We start from the raw sequence: 13,256 nt of genomic DNA, 5'->3' as shown, positions 1-13,256 counted from the left end.
GAGCGATGGCAAATGCCCCACTGATCAGCAGGTTGACCGAGTTCGACGTCGTCCGGCTCGTCGAAGGCAAAGCAAGCCAGAGGCTCGCGCAGGTCGTGTTCGGCCTCACCTGCGCCGTGGCGATGATCCTGCTGCGCAGTCTGATCGATATCGTTGCGCCCACGTCAGGTCCATTTGCCTTCGTTTACCCCACGGTGCTGCTCGCGACATTGTTCGGGCGCTGGCTGTCAGGCCTCGTCGCCTATCTCATCTGTTTCTTCTGGGCGTGGTATTTCGTGCTGCCGACCGCGAATTCGCTGCATTTCGAGGACCCAAGCGATCCGGCGCGCGTCGTGCTCAATTCCACCGCCGCTCTCATCGTCCTCATCTTCGCCGAGATGTTCCGCTATTCGGGCTGCGTCTACGCGCGGGAGCGCGACGAAGAGATCGAACGCCGCCAGATGCTGCTGAGCGAACTCGACCACCGGACGAAGAACAACTTCGCGTTGTCGGTCAGCCTGCTCGAACTGCAGCAGCGCGGGCTCGAAAACGAGGAAAGCAAGGCGGTCCTCACCCAGGCGATCGGCCGGCTGCATTCCTTCGCCAGCGCCTATACCAATCTCAGCGACAGTCACGGCAAAGGCGCTGCGGTCGAGATGGACAGCTATCTGCGCGACGTGGTCGAGCGGTTTCGCAAGGCAGCGCTCGACGATACGATCAAGGTCATGGTACAGGTCGATCCCGTCGAGATGGACCGCGAAACGGCAGTGGCGATCGGCCTGTTCACCAACGAGGCGCTCACGAACTGCGCGAAATACGCTTTCGCCGATGGTGAAGGCGGACGGATCGACGTGGCTCTGAGCCAGCGACCCGAAGGATGGTCGCTCGTCGTCAGCGACACCGGACGCCCGAGCGAAGCCGCGCTGGCGCAGGCGCAATCCACCGGGCTCGGTACACGGCTGTTCGAAGCGTTCGCGCGCCAGGCCGGAGCGAGCTTCGATATTGATCTGACCCCGCAGGGTTGCCGCGTCAGCCTGACGCAGCAACAGGCAGAACCCGCCGCCTAGCCCGGTTCGAGCGCCCGCTGTGCGTCGTATTCGTCGAGTTCGTTACCCGTCAGCGTGACGACGTGCAGCAGGTTGGTCGCGCCGGGTGTGCCGAACGGGACCCCTGCCAGCGCGATGAGCTTGTTGCCAGCTTCGCCAAACCCGTGACGAAGCGCCATGCGCTTGCCCTTGGCGATCATCTCCTCGAAGCTGCCGATGTCCTTGGTGGCGACCGGATGCGCGCCCCACAGCAGCGCCACGCGCCGCGCCGTGCGCTGCGAGGGAGTGAGCACCAGCATTGGCACCGAAGGCCGCTCGCGCGCCACGCGCCGCGCGGTAGAGCCGGAGCCGGTGAAAACGGTAATCGCGCGGATGTCGACCGTGTCGGCGATGGTCATGCAGGCATGGCTGAGCGCGTCGGCGGTCGTCCGGTCGGGCGGCGTGTCGAGCAGCCGCACGCGTTCCAGATAGGCGTCATCCCGCTCCACCTGAACCGCGATCCGGTCCATGATCGTGACCGCTTCCTCCGGCCATTCGCCTGCCGCGGTCTCGGCCGACAGCATCACGCAGTCCGCCCCGTCGTAGACCGCGTTCGCCACGTCGGAGACTTCGGCGCGGGTCGGCGCAGGGCTTTCGATCATGCTTTCGAGCATTTGCGTGGCGACGATCACCGGCTTGCCCGCGTTGCGGGTGGCATTCACGATCTTCTTCTGCAGCGGCGGCACTTCTTCGGGATTGAGTTCCACGCCGAGGTCGCCGCGCGCCACCATGACGCCGTCCGACAGTTCGATGATCTCGTCGAGCCGGCGAACCGCCATCGGCTTCTCGATCTTGGCGCACAAAGCGCCGTACCCGCCCATCAGCTTGCGGGCTTCGGCAAGGTCTTCGGGCCGCTGCACGAAGCTGAGGCCGATCCAGTCCGCATCGTGCTTCACCGCGAAGGCAAGGTCCCGGCGGTCCTTTTCGGTCAATGCGGGAATCGGCACTTCGGCATCGGGCACGTTGACGCCCTTGCGGTCGGAGATGACCCCGCCGACTTCCGCCGAGCACAGGATTTCGTCGTCGTCGGCGCGGATCACCTTCAGGCGGATCTTGCCGTCGTTGATAAGCAGGCGTTGCCCCTTCTCCAGCAGTCCGAAAAGCTCGGGATGCGGAAGCTGGACGCGAGTCTCGTCGCCGGGCTCGTCGCGCCGGTCGAGCGTGAAATGCCCCGAATGGCGGATGACCGCCTTTCCGTCCTTGAATGTGCCGACGCGCAGCTTCGGTCCCTGCAGGTCGCACAGGATCGCGATGGGGTGGTTCACCTCACGTTCGAGCGCACGGATATTACCAATCGTTTCGGCATGTGTGGCGTGGTCGCCGTGGCTCATGTTGACGCGGAAGGCATCCACGCCCGCCTTGAACAGCCGCCTGAGCATTTCGGGCGAGCGGCTCGCCGGGCCGATCGTCGCCAGGATCTTGATCTTGCGGCCGCGGGGATCGAGGTCGGGCTTGCGGTCGTTCTCGGTCTGCATATCGGGGTTTTGCATGGCGCAGTCCTATGGCAGACGCGCATTCCAACACAAGTTATATAGAAAGCGGGAAGCAAGCGATGGATACGAATTCTGCAGACGAACTGGACCGGCTGGACGATGCTGTCGCAGCGGAAGCCTTCCGGCGGCTGGTGCGCCATCTGCGGCACCGACACGATGCACAGAACATCGACCTGATGGGTCTGTCGGGCTTCTGCCGCAATTGCCTCGCCGACTGGATCCGCGATGCGGGCTACGAGGGGGACAAGGTCGAAGCGCGCGAACTCATCCACGGCATGCCGGCAGACGAATGGAAAGCGACGCGGCAGACACCCGCGACCCAAGAGCAGCTCGACCGGATGCAAGCGAGCGTCGCGAAAAACGCTTGAGGATAATTGCGCGCTCCGGTTCACGGCTCCCGATTGGCTGGCTATCGAGGCGCCAACCGATTCTCACATCCAATCCGGAGACTACCCCATGGCCGAAGCCACCGACGACCGCCTGCGCCTTCTGATCGAGCGGATCGAGCGCCTCGAGGAAGAAAAGAAAGGCATCGCCGACGACATTCGCGACGTCTACGCCGAAGCGAAAGCGGTTGGCTACGATCCCAAGATCATGCGGCAGGTGGTGCGCCTTCGCAAAATGAAGCCCGACGACCGCAGCGAGATGGAAACGATTCTCGATACCTACAAAGCGGCACTCGGCCTCGGCTGATATAGCCGCGCTGCCATAGCCGGGCGGGCGCGTTCGTGCGCCGGGATGCGGAACGCGCCCCGCCCCACCTTCGTTGAATGGTTAACGAGCCAATCAGCGAAGGAAGACCCCATGAGCAGCGACAATGACACCCTCGACAAGCACGAGAACGCCGACTTCATCGAGCCGATCTCCGAAGAACCGCGGATGCCGGGCCACGAAAGCAAGATGGAGCGCAAGCCCAAGTGGCAGCCGCGCTATCTCGGTTCCGGTCGGCTCAAGGACAAGGTTGCGATAATCACCGGCGCGGACAGCGGCATCGGCCGCGCGACCGCCGTGCTGTTCGCACGTGAAGGTGCGAAGGTCGCGATCTCCTACCTCTGCGAACACGACGACGCTGCAAAAACGAAGGAACTGTGCGAGGCGGAAGGTGCGGAAGCCTTCACGCTCGCCGGCGACCTCGGCAAGAAGGAAGAAGCGGACAAGCTAGTAGCCAAGACGATCGAGATCTTCGGCCGGATCGACACACTCATCCAGATCGCGGGCGAGCAGCACCCCGATTACGATGTCGAGGACATAACGGCGGAGCAATTGCAGCGCACCTTCCAGTCGAACATCTTCTCCATGTTCTACATGGTTCAGGCCGCCCGCCCCCATCTGAAAAAGGGCGCGACCATCGTGAATTGCACGAGCGTGACGATGTACAAGGGCGCACCGATCCTGCTCGACTACAGTTCGACCAAGGGCGCGATCACCGCTTTCACTCGGTCGCTCTCGGGCAATCTCGTCGAGGACGGCATCCGCGTGAACGCGGTCGCGCCAGGACCGATCTGGACCCCGCTCAACCCCTTCGGCGGCCAGCCGGAAGAGGAGATGGACGACTTCGGCGAAAGCACGCCCATGGGCCGTGCGGGCGAGCCGAACGAAGTTGCGCCCGCCTTCCTGTTCTTGGCCTGCGAGGACTCCTCCTATATGTCGGGACAGGTTCTTCATCCCAACGGAGGAATAATCGTCAATGGCTAGTCCGTGGAGTAACGCAAAAGGCGGCATGATCGTCACCACCACCACCTCGCTCGAAGGGAGGCCGGTGAAGCAGTATCTCGGCGTCGTGACGGGCGAGGTCATTGTCGGCGCGAACCTGTTCCGCGACATCTTCGCCTCCATCACCGACCTCGTCGGCGGGCGCAGCGGGAAGTACGAGGAAGTGCTTTCCCGCGCCCGCAAGGAAGCGATCGCAGAAATGCAGGCGGAGGCCACCTCGCTCGGCGGCAATGCCGTGATCGGCGTCGATATCGACTACGAAGTGCTCGGCCAGAACGGCTCGATGCTCATGGTGTCGGTCAGCGGAACCGCCGTCAGCGTCTAGGGCGCCGGTCTAGGTCGCCGCTTCCCCGATACTCAGCACCAGTGCGACAGCGAGACCGTTATGCAGGGCGTGGGTCAGGATGCTGGCCCACAGCCCGTAATGCACGCGCACGTAGCCGAAGATCGAGCCGGCCACGAACTGCGGCACTACGAAGGGCAGCAGGTAGGCGAGCGAGCCTTCGGTGTAATTCCACAGGTGCACCAGCGCGAATGCCAGGGTGCTGAGCCAGAAAAGCAGCGGGAACAGGCGTTTGAACCACCCCATAGCGGGCGCCTTGCGAAAATAGTACAGCGCGCCGACGATCAGGGCGAGCATCACGGCTAGCGCGATATAGGACGCCGCGCCGGTCTCGGTCCCGGTTGCCCTCGCAACGTAGCTCAGCACCGCTCCCGTAAGGAGGAAGACCGCCCAGGCGAGGATGTGTCCCGGCCTTCCCGACAGCCAGCCGCGGAAGCCGGTTTCCTCGACGATCGGCGCGACGATCACCACCGCCGCGATGATTTCCGGCCCCCAGCTTAGGCCGGACAGCGCATTCTCCGGCAAATCGATGCCGATCATCACGATGAGGCCCGCAATGCTGAGCAATATGCCCATCAGCACCACGTCGAGTGCCCACATCCGCGCGATACCGAGCACGCTCCCGCCGCTCACCGTGTGCGCCGCATCGGGCAGCACGGGGCGGCGAACGAAATCGAGGTAGCGTCGCCACTCGCCGAACATCGTGTCGGCAGCGACTGCGCGGGTCTTCAGCGGCGCATCTTCGCGCTCTGAAAGGCTTGAGGTTTCGGTCATCATGGGGCTATGCGCTCGCCTAGTTAATAAAAACCAGACTGGTGTAGAAAACCCATGGCCGGCCATTCCAAATTCAAGAACATCATGCATCGCAAGGGCGCTCAGGACAAGAAGCGTTCCAACCTCTTTTCCAAGCTGAGCCGCGAAATCACCGTAGCGGCGAAGATGGGCATGCCCGATCCCGACATGAACCCGCGGCTGCGGCTGGCAGTCAATGCGGCCAAGGCCCAGTCGATGCCGAAGGACAACATCCAGCGCGCGATCGACAAGGCGAGCGGCGGCGACGACGAGAACTACGAAGAAGTGCGCTACGAGGGCTACGGCCCGGGCGGCAGCGCGATCATCGTCGAGGCGCTGACCGACAACCGCAACCGCACCGCCACCAACGTCCGCACCGCCTTCAGCAAGAACGGCGGCAACATGGGCACCGAAGGCAGCGTCGCCCACGGGTTCGAGCGGCTGGGCTTCATTCTCTACCCTGCCGATGCGGGCAGCGAGGAAAAGGTGCTCGAAGCCGCAATGGAAGCGGGTGCGGAGGATATCACCTCGACCGAAGACGGGCACGAAATCTGGACCGCGCCCGAAGACCTGCACCAGGTCGCAGCCGACCTCGAACAGGCGCTGGGCGAAGCGGAAACGGTGAAGCTCGCATGGAAGCCCAACCTCACCGTCGACATGGACGAGAAGAACGCCGCGACGCTGCTTAAGCTGATCGACGCGCTCGACGATGACGACGACGTGCAGACCGTGTGGGGCAATTACGACATTTCCGACGAGGTGATGGACAAGATCGACGCCTGATCTGCGCTAATGCTGATCCTCGGCCTCGACCCCTCGCTTTCCTGCACCGGCTGGGGCGTGATCCGCAGCGAGGGAAGCCGCATCACGCATATCGCCAACGGTCAGATCGCGACCAAACCGGGCGAGTCGATGCCGCTGCGCCTCGCCGCGCTGCAGACGGGCCTGCGCGAAGTCATTCGCGAGCACCGGCCCGACCGCGCGGCGGCAGAAGAAGTGTTCGTCAACAAGAACCCCCAATCAACGCTCAAGCTGGCGCAGGCGCGCGGCGCGGTGCTGGCGACTTGCGGCATGGCCGGGCTAGACGTGCGCGAACACGCGGCGCGGCTGGTGAAGAAGGCGGTCGTGGGAACCGGCGGGGCGGACAAGGCGCAGGTTCAGGCGATGCTGAAGGTGCTGCTTCCCGGCGCGGAAATCGCCGGAGCCGATGCCGCCGACGCGCTCGCGGTCGCCATTGCCGACGCGCATCTGGGCTGACCTGACTAGCCCCGAGCCGGACCCTCGCTCGGAACAAGCCGCATGGGGTTTGCGTAGATTATCCATCAGGCGCGGGTAGGGCGTGTCGCTAACCAAGTGGAGAACAACCCATGCGCAAACTATTCATTCCCGCCGCTCTCGCCGCAACGCTCGCCCTTGGTGGCTGCGCTTCGTACGGCGGTCTTGGCGGTGGCCTCGGCGGCATCTTCGGCGGCGGCAACGATTACGGCTACGGCTACAACAATAACAGCAACGTCGAGTTCGAGCGCGCCGCCGTGCGTGCTTGCGGCCGTGAAGCGGAACGCTACGGCCAGGCGCGCATAACCTATGCCGAAGAGCGTTCGCGCGGCGTCTACACCGTACAGGGCCAAATCGACACGCGCGACAACCGCCGCGACCAGTTCACCTGCGACTTCCGCGACGACGGTCGCATCGTCGACTTCCGCTTGGGCTGATAGCTCGGCAATTTGGTGCGAAAGGGGTCGGCATTGACTCGGTCCCACTTTGCATTCGGGCGCTTCCAGAGTGGGGGTTGAAAGCCTCAATTCTCGCGATCGGTTATGTCATGCTCCATTGGCAGGGAGCTGTGATCTCGAAATTGGTCAGCGTAAAACCCTGATTGCATTCATCGCGCTCAAGCTTTAGTGTGTTAATACAGCCGTACGCAGGAGCAATCGCAACTTTGGAAAGTTCATCGTTACAAGCGCGAGTGAACCCGGATACTGTTCCTCGTTTTCGGACCCTCGCGCAAGGCATCTTGTTTGCCACGGTGTTGGCCGCGGGTGTTTCCGGTGGTTACTTGATCTCATCCTCACAGGAAAGCTATTCACCGGTTGCCTACGAAGCCGGCAGCCTTATCGCTGTTGGCGAACTGGAAAGCGTTCTTTACAACCCAACGTTAAATACGGGCGAGGATGGTCGCATGGTAGGGGGACGAGTTCCGTAACTCGGTTGGAGAACTTTGCCGCACGTTCAGCGAAAGATCCGTGACCGGTGTTGCATGTCGGCGCCGTGGTGACTGGAGCATCAGCGAACTCCATCAGCAATCTATCCTCCCCGCTACGAATGGTTTGGAAAAGTAGAGGTTGGATTTGCATTATGCGAGCATGCGAACTCAACCAGTCGAAGGAAATATGCTACGGCAGGTTCTTGCGATCAAACTAACTTTCGCACGTGGTTGCCGAACAACTAGCGGTCCGCTGGTCGTCAAGCGTGGTAACTCGAAAACTTCCGCAATGAGGGCGTCAGCGGCTGGGCCGGTTTTTGCTATGGCGCTAGGAATGCAGCAGTAGCTTTTGGCATACGCGATTGCGTGCGGTAGAGGATGCCAGCGCAGCAACCCGTTCGGAAAACAATGACCAACATCACCATCTACGGCATCCCCAATTGCGACACCGTCAAGAAGGCACGCAAGTGGCTGGATGCGGAATGCATCGACTACACCTTTCACGACTACAAGAAGGAAGGCGTCGACGAAGCGGAACTGGCGCGCTGGGCCGATACGGTCGGCTGGGAAGTGCTGCTCAACCGGCGCGGCACGACTTACCGCAAGCTGCCCGACGACGAGAAAGCCGACGTCGACCGCGAGAAGGCGCTGCGGCTGATGGCGGAGCATCCCTCGCTCATCAAGCGGCCCGTTGCGATGAAGGAAGACGCGCACGCCATTCTCGTCGGCTTTACCCAAAGCGAGTGGGAGAATGCCTTTGCCTAAGCGCCTCGCTGCGGCGGTGCTGCTATCCTTGATCGCCGCACCCGCCCTTCCCGCAGCCGCCCAAACGGACAACGACGACATGCTCATCATCGCACATCGCGGAGCCAGCGGAGAGCGGCCCGAACACACGCTCGCCGCCTACGAGCGCGCGATCGATCAGGGGGCGGACTATATCGAGCCTGACCTCGTGGTCACGAGCGACGGAGTGCTGGTCGCGCGGCACGAGAACGACATTTCCGGCACGACCGATGTCGCCAGCCGCAAGGAATTCGCGGGCCGCGAGCGCACGAAGGAGGTCGACGGGCAGCTCATCACCGGGTGGTTCGTCGAGGACTTCACGCTTGCCGAACTCAAGACACTGCGCGCAAAAGAGCGGCTGCCCGGTATCCGCACCGCAAATGCGCGCTTCGACGGGCTGTACGACATCCCGACCTTCGCCGAGATCGTCAGCTTGCTGCGTGCCAAGGAGGCCGAGACCGGCCGCACCATCGGCGTCTATCCCGAACTGAAGCATCCCGAATTTCTGCTGCAGGAAGTCGGCATCGACGTGGTCGATCTGATGGTGAACGAGCTTCAGAAAGCCGGTTACGACAGCGCTGATGATGCGATTTTCGTCCAGTGTTTTGAGGTCGGCCCGCTCCAGCGGCTCGACAAGCGCACCGACGTACGGCTGGTGCAGTTGATGGCGGCGGAAGGCGGCCCGGCGGACGAACCGGCCATGCGCTATGCCGAGATGGCGAGCGCTTCCGGGCTCGCCGAAGTCGCTGCCTATGCCGACGCGATCGGGGTAGACCTCGTTATGATCGTGGGCGCGGACGGGCAGGCGACGCCGCTCGTTGGCGACGCGCATGACGCAGGCCTCGAGGTTCACGGCTGGACGCTGCGCAAGGAGAACGTCTTCCTGCCCGCCCCCTTCAAGTCCGGCGGCGGCGAAAGCGCGGTCGGTAATTACGCAGGCTTCTATGGCGCACTCGCGGCAACCGGGCTCGACGGGATCTTCACCGACGATCCGGCGCTCGCGGCGCGGCAATGAGCAAGTCCGACGAAGACTGGATGCGGATCGCCCGCGATCATGCGGTCGCGGAGAAAGGCACCGATCCTGCAGACACGCCGATCGGCGCGATCCTCGTGCTGGACGGCAAGGAAGTCGCGCGCGGCATCAACCGGACCGCGGAGGACTGCGATGCGACCGCCCATGCCGAGATCGTCACGCTGCGCGCCGCGGGAAAAGCGAAAGGCGAAATGCGGATCGAGGGCGCGACGCTCTATTCGACGCTGCAGCCGTGCGGCATGTGCACCTTCGCCAGCATCTGGGCGGGCGTCAGCCGGATCGTCTACGGCGCAGGCCGCGAAGACGTGCACGAGATGTATTTCGAGGACCGCCACCTATCGACGCTGGACTACATCGCCGATGCCTATGCCGACGACCTCGAACTGGCGGGCGGCGTGCTGAAGGATGAATGCGCGCAGCTCTACTTCCGCCCGTGGGACGACGTGCCCGAAGACATGCAGGCGAACGATTAGGCCTTACGCGCGGCGCGCGGTGACGATGTAATTGAGCGACAGGTCGCCGGACAGGTGCAGCCCCTTGACCGGCGAGAAGGCGATGCCCTCCGGCTCGCCCATCGTCAGCCCCGCCCCGCTGAGCAGATCGCGCAGTTCTTCGGGCGTCAAGAAGTCGTTCCAGTCGTGCGTCCCGCGCGGGATCAGGCCGACCGCTTCCGCCGCGCCGACCATCAGCACGCGCGATTGCGGCGTGCGGTTCGGCGTGGAGAGGATCATCAATCCGTCCGGCGCCAGCCGCGCCGCCAGTTCGCGCATGAAGGCGCGCTTGTCGGCCACATGTTCGAGCACTTCCATCGCCGTGACGAGATCGAACGTGCCGATGTCCTGCGCGGCAAGCTCGCCCGCCATGTAGCGGATGTCGAGCCCCGCCCCTTCCGCATGGGCGCTCGCCGCCGCGATATTCTCGGGCGCCGCATCGACGCCGGTGACGTCTGCGCCGAGTCTCGCCAGCGGTTCGCTCAGCAGTCCCGCCCCGCAGCCGACGTCGAGCGCGCTCTTGCCGGAAAGCGGCTTTCGCGCTTCGACATCGCTCGCCCAGTGCATATCGATCGCCCGCCGGATGAACTTGAGCCGCACCGGATTGAGCCGGTGGAGCATCGCGGACGAACCCTTCGGGTCCCACCACTCGGCCGCCAGCTTGCCGAAATGGGCGGCTTCATCTTCGCGGATAGTAAGATTTGCTACGGTTGCATCGGGCATGGGCGGACCTTAACAGCCAATCCCGAGCGGTTCCAGCAGGGAGACAGCCAAACGTGGCCCGCATAGTGATGAAATTCGGCGGCACGTCGATGGCCGGGACCGAGCGCATTCGCCGGGTCGCCAATATCGTGCGCCGCCAGCAGGCCGCCGGGCACGAGGTGGCGGTAGTCGTCTCCGCCATGGCTGGCGAGACCGACCGGCTCGTCAACTTCTGCCGCGAGGCGCACGCGCTTTACGATCCGGCTGAATACGACGTTGTCGTCGCCAGCGGCGAGCAGGTGACGGCGGGACTTCTCGCGCTCACATTGCAATCGATGGGCGCGAAGGCGCGCAGCTGGCTCGGCTGGCAGCTTCCGATCAACACGATCGAGGCCCATGCGAAGGCGCGGGTCGATACGATCGACGCGCCCGACCTCGTGGCCTCGCTCGAACGCGGAGAGATCGCCGTCATTCCGGGCTTTCAGGGCGTGTCGGCGGAGGGCCGGATAACGACCATGGGCCGGGGCGGTTCGGATACCTCGGCAGTCGCGGTGGCGGCGGCGCTGAACGCCGACCGGTGCGACATCTACACCGATGTCGACGGGGTCTACACGACCGACCCGCGGATCGTCGCCAAGGCGCGCAAGCTGAAGGCGGTGACTTACGAGGAAATGCTCGAACTCGCGAGCGTCGGCGCGAAAGTGTTGCAGACGCGCAGCGTCGGGCTTGCCATGAAAGAGGGCGTGCGGGTGCAGGTCCTCTCCAGCTTCATCGACGACGACGCTACCCCGGCCGACGATCTGCCCGGCACGATGATCGTCTCGGACGAGGAAATGGAACGCATTTACGAGGAGGGCGATATGGAACGCCAGCATGTCACCGGCATCGCGCACGACAAAAACGAAGCGAAGATCATCCTGACCCGCGTACCGGACAAGCCCGGCGCGGTGGCGCATATCTTCTCGCCGCTCGCCGATGCGTCGATCAATGTCGACATGATCATCCAGAACGTCGGCCGAGACAAGGGCGAGACCGACGTGACCTTCACCGTGCCGCAGACCGACCTTGCGCGGGCGCAGGCGCTGCTCGAGGACCGGCGCGGCGAAATCGGCTTCAACCGGATCATCACCGACAGCAAGATCGCAAAGATTTCCGTCGTGGGCGTAGGCATGAAGAGCCATGCGGGTGTCGCGGCGACAATGTTCACCGCGCTGTCCGAACGCGGCATCAACATCCAGGCGATTTCGACTTCGGAGATCAAGGTTTCGGTGATGATCGACGAGGACGAAACCGAGCTGGCCGTGCGTGTGCTGCACACCGCCTACGGGCTCGACGCGAAGGACGAAGCAGCCTGAGAGCGGTCGCCAGTGCTGTCCTACAGGGCGGCGGCCGGGTAGACTTCGCGCCGCTCCTTCCCATCGTAGAAACCGCTGAATTCCTACGCGTTACAGTGCGAGATTTGTTTGCCCTGTACCGTGTTCCATGCGTTCCATCCTGTAGGACTTCGCACAGGGCTCGCGGAACTCAGCGCAACGTAATGTCCCGGTCTAGCACCGCGATCAGCGGCGTACCTGCGGGAATGACCGCGCTTTTGCCGGTAATCACGAAGGCGAACCCGCTGACGAGCGCCGTTGCCGCAGTCGCAAGACCCGTCTGGCTCCGCCCTGCGGCTGCCAGTTCGCCCGACAGGCGCACCGGACCGGACGGCAGCTCAATATAGAGCGTGCGCGCCTCTAGCTTGCCCGCGTGGCCCATCAGCCCCTTCTTCTCCACCAGCGTCAGTTCGGCGACGACCGGCGTGCCTTTCGCAATGGCAAGGTGCCCGTCGATGACGACGTCCTCGCCGACTTCGAGCGTCACGAGATCGCCCTTCCGGTGCCGCTGACTGGTCAGCTCCTCGCGCGTCACGACCGGGACGAGCGAGCCGCTCGGCAGCGTGACCGGCACGGGCTCGGGAAGAACGATCGCCGGCGCGGCGTCCTGCGCGAATGCCGGGGCAGCGAGTGCAGCGAACAGAACCACAGCCGTCAGCGCATCACGGCGCATGGGGAAGCTGCGTGTCTTCGGCGACGAAGGCGGTCATCTTCTCGCCCGCCTTGATCTTCGCATTGTTGCCCTTGGCGAACAAGCCGAGCGGACCCATCGCCAGAACGCCGAGCAGCGTCTCGCCCTTACCGCTCTTGCCGTCGGCGGTCGTTCCGCCCTCGATCGGAATGGCGAGACTGCCGAGTTCGATATGTGTCAGCCGCGCAGACAGCTTGCCGGACTTGCCCGCATTGCCGCTGCTTTCCGCTTCGGTCAGTTCGCCCCAGGCGGGCGTTCCCGCCGGAACGAGGGTGCGGCCCGCAACCACCACCGGCTTGTCGACCCGCAGGCGGAAGCGGTGGCCCGCATCATGATCCTTTGTCGAGACCTCGTTCAGCACCATCAGGTGCACCGGCGTATCTCGCGGCAGCATGAGCGCGCTCGGCGCAGCTGGCTCCGGCAGAACGATTGCCGCCGGTGCGCTGGCCGTTTCCTGGGCCGCAACAGGCGCAGCGATAAGCGTTGCGGCAAAAAGCCCGCCCATTCCAAGCGATTTCATATTCCGTTTCCCCCTTGTCCCGCGCAATATAGCGAGACGCGATTCCTGCAGAAAG

General features: G+C 63.7%; 18 protein-coding genes. 13 read left to right on the top strand and 5 right to left on the bottom strand.

Annotated features, from left to right (window positions below):
* The first annotated feature begins 5 nt into the window (after positions 1 to 5).
* Entirely contained in the window at positions 6 to 1,046 is a 1,041-nt protein-coding gene (locus tag HUV48_RS09530; RefSeq protein ID WP_176267552.1) for a histidine kinase dimerization/phosphoacceptor domain -containing protein, read from the top strand.
* Here HUV48_RS09530 and pyk read toward each other — a convergent pair.
* On the bottom strand, positions 1,043 to 2,554 hold the full coding sequence (gene pyk / locus HUV48_RS09525; protein ID WP_176267551.1) for a pyruvate kinase: 1,512 nt from the start codon (positions 2,552 to 2,554) through the stop codon (positions 1,043 to 1,045). The genes HUV48_RS09530 and pyk overlap by 4 nt on opposite strands.
* 62 nt (positions 2,555 to 2,616) lie before the next feature.
* Between pyk and HUV48_RS09520 the strand changes: the two genes are divergently transcribed.
* The 4 genes from HUV48_RS09520 to HUV48_RS09505 all read left to right on the top strand — a co-directional run bounded on the left by HUV48_RS09520 (position 2,617) and on the right by HUV48_RS09505 (position 4,595).
* Positions 2,617 to 2,925 carry a DUF1244 domain-containing protein gene (locus tag HUV48_RS09520; RefSeq protein WP_176267550.1) on the top strand — a complete coding sequence of 103 codons (309 nt, stop codon included), beginning with the start codon at positions 2,617 to 2,619 and terminating at the stop codon, positions 2,923 to 2,925.
* An 88-nt stretch (positions 2,926 to 3,013) separates the two neighbouring features.
* The gene (locus HUV48_RS09515) at positions 3,014 to 3,250 is read left to right on the top strand and encodes a DUF2312 domain-containing protein (RefSeq protein ID WP_160682945.1); all 237 of its coding nucleotides are present in this window, start codon (positions 3,014 to 3,016) and stop codon (positions 3,248 to 3,250) included.
* A 186-nt stretch (positions 3,251 to 3,436) separates the two neighbouring features.
* On the top strand, positions 3,437 to 4,252 hold the full coding sequence (locus HUV48_RS09510; protein WP_225871652.1) for an SDR family oxidoreductase: 816 nt from the start codon (positions 3,437 to 3,439) through the stop codon (positions 4,250 to 4,252).
* 25 nt (positions 4,253 to 4,277) lie between these two features.
* A complete protein-coding gene (locus HUV48_RS09505; RefSeq protein WP_176267833.1) occupies positions 4,278 to 4,595 on the top strand; it encodes a heavy metal-binding domain-containing protein in 318 nt (105 codons plus the stop codon).
* 9 nt (positions 4,596 to 4,604) lie between these two features.
* On the opposite strand, the gene HUV48_RS09500 is transcribed toward HUV48_RS09505, so the two are convergent.
* Positions 4,605 to 5,390 (bottom strand): CPBP family intramembrane glutamic endopeptidase, encoded by a 786-nt coding sequence (locus HUV48_RS09500; RefSeq protein ID WP_176267548.1) that lies wholly within the window; start codon positions 5,388 to 5,390, stop codon positions 4,605 to 4,607.
* A 51-nt stretch (positions 5,391 to 5,441) separates the two neighbouring features.
* Here HUV48_RS09500 and HUV48_RS09495 point away from each other — a divergent pair, with 51 nt between their 5' ends.
* The 7 genes from HUV48_RS09495 (at position 5,442) to HUV48_RS09465 (ending at position 9,897) form a co-directional block, all read left to right on the top strand.
* Complete coding sequence (locus HUV48_RS09495; protein ID WP_176267547.1) at positions 5,442 to 6,188, top strand: YebC/PmpR family DNA-binding transcriptional regulator; 747 nt, start codon at positions 5,442 to 5,444, stop codon at positions 6,186 to 6,188.
* Positions 6,189 to 6,197: 9 nt separating this feature from the next.
* Positions 6,198 to 6,662 carry a crossover junction endodeoxyribonuclease RuvC gene (ruvC, locus tag HUV48_RS09490; protein WP_176267546.1) on the top strand — a complete coding sequence of 155 codons (465 nt, stop codon included), beginning with the start codon at positions 6,198 to 6,200 and terminating at the stop codon, positions 6,660 to 6,662.
* A 110-nt stretch (positions 6,663 to 6,772) separates the two neighbouring features.
* Entirely contained in the window at positions 6,773 to 7,117 is a 345-nt protein-coding gene (locus HUV48_RS09485) for a hypothetical protein (RefSeq protein WP_176267545.1), read from the top strand.
* 254 nt (positions 7,118 to 7,371) lie between these two features.
* Positions 7,372 to 7,608 carry a hypothetical protein gene (locus HUV48_RS09480; protein WP_176267544.1) on the top strand — a complete coding sequence of 79 codons (237 nt, stop codon included), beginning with the start codon at positions 7,372 to 7,374 and terminating at the stop codon, positions 7,606 to 7,608.
* 408 nt (positions 7,609 to 8,016) lie between these two features.
* Complete coding sequence (locus tag HUV48_RS09475) at positions 8,017 to 8,373, top strand: ArsC family reductase (protein ID WP_176267543.1); 357 nt, start codon at positions 8,017 to 8,019, stop codon at positions 8,371 to 8,373.
* Positions 8,360 to 9,406 (top strand): glycerophosphodiester phosphodiesterase, encoded by a 1,047-nt coding sequence (locus HUV48_RS09470; protein ID WP_176267542.1) that lies wholly within the window; start codon positions 8,360 to 8,362, stop codon positions 9,404 to 9,406. Before HUV48_RS09475 ends, HUV48_RS09470 begins: the two co-directional genes overlap by 14 nt.
* Complete coding sequence (locus HUV48_RS09465) at positions 9,403 to 9,897, top strand: nucleoside deaminase (RefSeq protein WP_176267541.1); 495 nt, start codon at positions 9,403 to 9,405, stop codon at positions 9,895 to 9,897. The genes HUV48_RS09470 and HUV48_RS09465 overlap by 4 nt, the downstream gene beginning before the upstream one ends.
* 3 nt (positions 9,898 to 9,900) lie before the next feature.
* On the opposite strand, the gene ubiG is transcribed toward HUV48_RS09465, so the two are convergent.
* Positions 9,901 to 10,638 (bottom strand): bifunctional 2-polyprenyl-6-hydroxyphenol methylase/3-demethylubiquinol 3-O-methyltransferase UbiG, encoded by a 738-nt coding sequence (gene ubiG / locus HUV48_RS09460; protein WP_176267540.1) that lies wholly within the window; start codon positions 10,636 to 10,638, stop codon positions 9,901 to 9,903.
* 53 nt (positions 10,639 to 10,691) lie between these two features.
* Here ubiG and HUV48_RS09455 point away from each other — a divergent pair, with 53 nt between their 5' ends.
* A complete protein-coding gene (locus HUV48_RS09455) occupies positions 10,692 to 11,972 on the top strand; it encodes an aspartate kinase (RefSeq protein WP_318656078.1) in 1,281 nt (426 codons plus the stop codon).
* 169 nt (positions 11,973 to 12,141) lie between these two features.
* Here HUV48_RS09455 and HUV48_RS09450 read toward each other — a convergent pair whose 3' ends face one another.
* Both HUV48_RS09450 and HUV48_RS09445 read right to left on the bottom strand, forming a co-directional pair.
* Positions 12,142 to 12,663, bottom strand: a complete 522-nt coding sequence (locus tag HUV48_RS09450; protein ID WP_176267539.1) for a hypothetical protein — start codon at positions 12,661 to 12,663, stop codon at positions 12,142 to 12,144.
* Positions 12,653 to 13,201 carry a hypothetical protein gene (locus HUV48_RS09445; protein WP_176267538.1) on the bottom strand — a complete coding sequence of 183 codons (549 nt, stop codon included), beginning with the start codon at positions 13,199 to 13,201 and terminating at the stop codon, positions 12,653 to 12,655. The genes HUV48_RS09450 and HUV48_RS09445 overlap by 11 nt, the downstream gene beginning before the upstream one ends.
* Positions 13,202 to 13,256: the final 55 nt, after the last annotated feature.

Origin of the sequence: Qipengyuania atrilutea, from assembly GCF_013370205.1 — a bacterium.
Lineage (GTDB): Bacteria > Pseudomonadota > Alphaproteobacteria > Sphingomonadales > Sphingomonadaceae > Actirhodobacter > Actirhodobacter atriluteus.
This window is presented reverse-complemented; position numbering and strand designations above follow the sequence as displayed.

Coding starts and splice junctions, on each gene's coding strand:
- HUV48_RS09530 (WP_176267552.1), top strand. CDS start 6: ATGGCAAATGCCCCACTGATCAGCAGGTTGACCGAGTTCGACGTCGTC.
- pyk (WP_176267551.1), bottom strand. CDS start 2,554: ATGCAAAACCCCGATATGCAGACCGAGAACGACCGCAAGCCCGACCTC.
- HUV48_RS09520 (WP_176267550.1), top strand. CDS start 2,617: ATGGATACGAATTCTGCAGACGAACTGGACCGGCTGGACGATGCTGTC.
- HUV48_RS09515 (WP_160682945.1), top strand. CDS start 3,014: ATGGCCGAAGCCACCGACGACCGCCTGCGCCTTCTGATCGAGCGGATC.
- HUV48_RS09510 (WP_225871652.1), top strand. CDS start 3,437: ATGCCGGGCCACGAAAGCAAGATGGAGCGCAAGCCCAAGTGGCAGCCG.
- HUV48_RS09505 (WP_176267833.1), top strand. CDS start 4,278: ATGATCGTCACCACCACCACCTCGCTCGAAGGGAGGCCGGTGAAGCAG.
- HUV48_RS09500 (WP_176267548.1), bottom strand. CDS start 5,390: ATGATGACCGAAACCTCAAGCCTTTCAGAGCGCGAAGATGCGCCGCTG.
- HUV48_RS09495 (WP_176267547.1), top strand. CDS start 5,442: ATGGCCGGCCATTCCAAATTCAAGAACATCATGCATCGCAAGGGCGCT.
- ruvC (WP_176267546.1), top strand. CDS start 6,198: ATGCTGATCCTCGGCCTCGACCCCTCGCTTTCCTGCACCGGCTGGGGC.
- HUV48_RS09485 (WP_176267545.1), top strand. CDS start 6,773: ATGCGCAAACTATTCATTCCCGCCGCTCTCGCCGCAACGCTCGCCCTT.
- HUV48_RS09475 (WP_176267543.1), top strand. CDS start 8,017: ATGACCAACATCACCATCTACGGCATCCCCAATTGCGACACCGTCAAG.
- HUV48_RS09470 (WP_176267542.1), top strand. CDS start 8,360: ATGCCTTTGCCTAAGCGCCTCGCTGCGGCGGTGCTGCTATCCTTGATC.
- HUV48_RS09465 (WP_176267541.1), top strand. CDS start 9,403: ATGAGCAAGTCCGACGAAGACTGGATGCGGATCGCCCGCGATCATGCG.
- ubiG (WP_176267540.1), bottom strand. CDS start 10,638: ATGCCCGATGCAACCGTAGCAAATCTTACTATCCGCGAAGATGAAGCC.
- HUV48_RS09450 (WP_176267539.1), bottom strand. CDS start 12,663: ATGCGCCGTGATGCGCTGACGGCTGTGGTTCTGTTCGCTGCACTCGCT.
- HUV48_RS09445 (WP_176267538.1), bottom strand. CDS start 13,201: ATGAAATCGCTTGGAATGGGCGGGCTTTTTGCCGCAACGCTTATCGCT.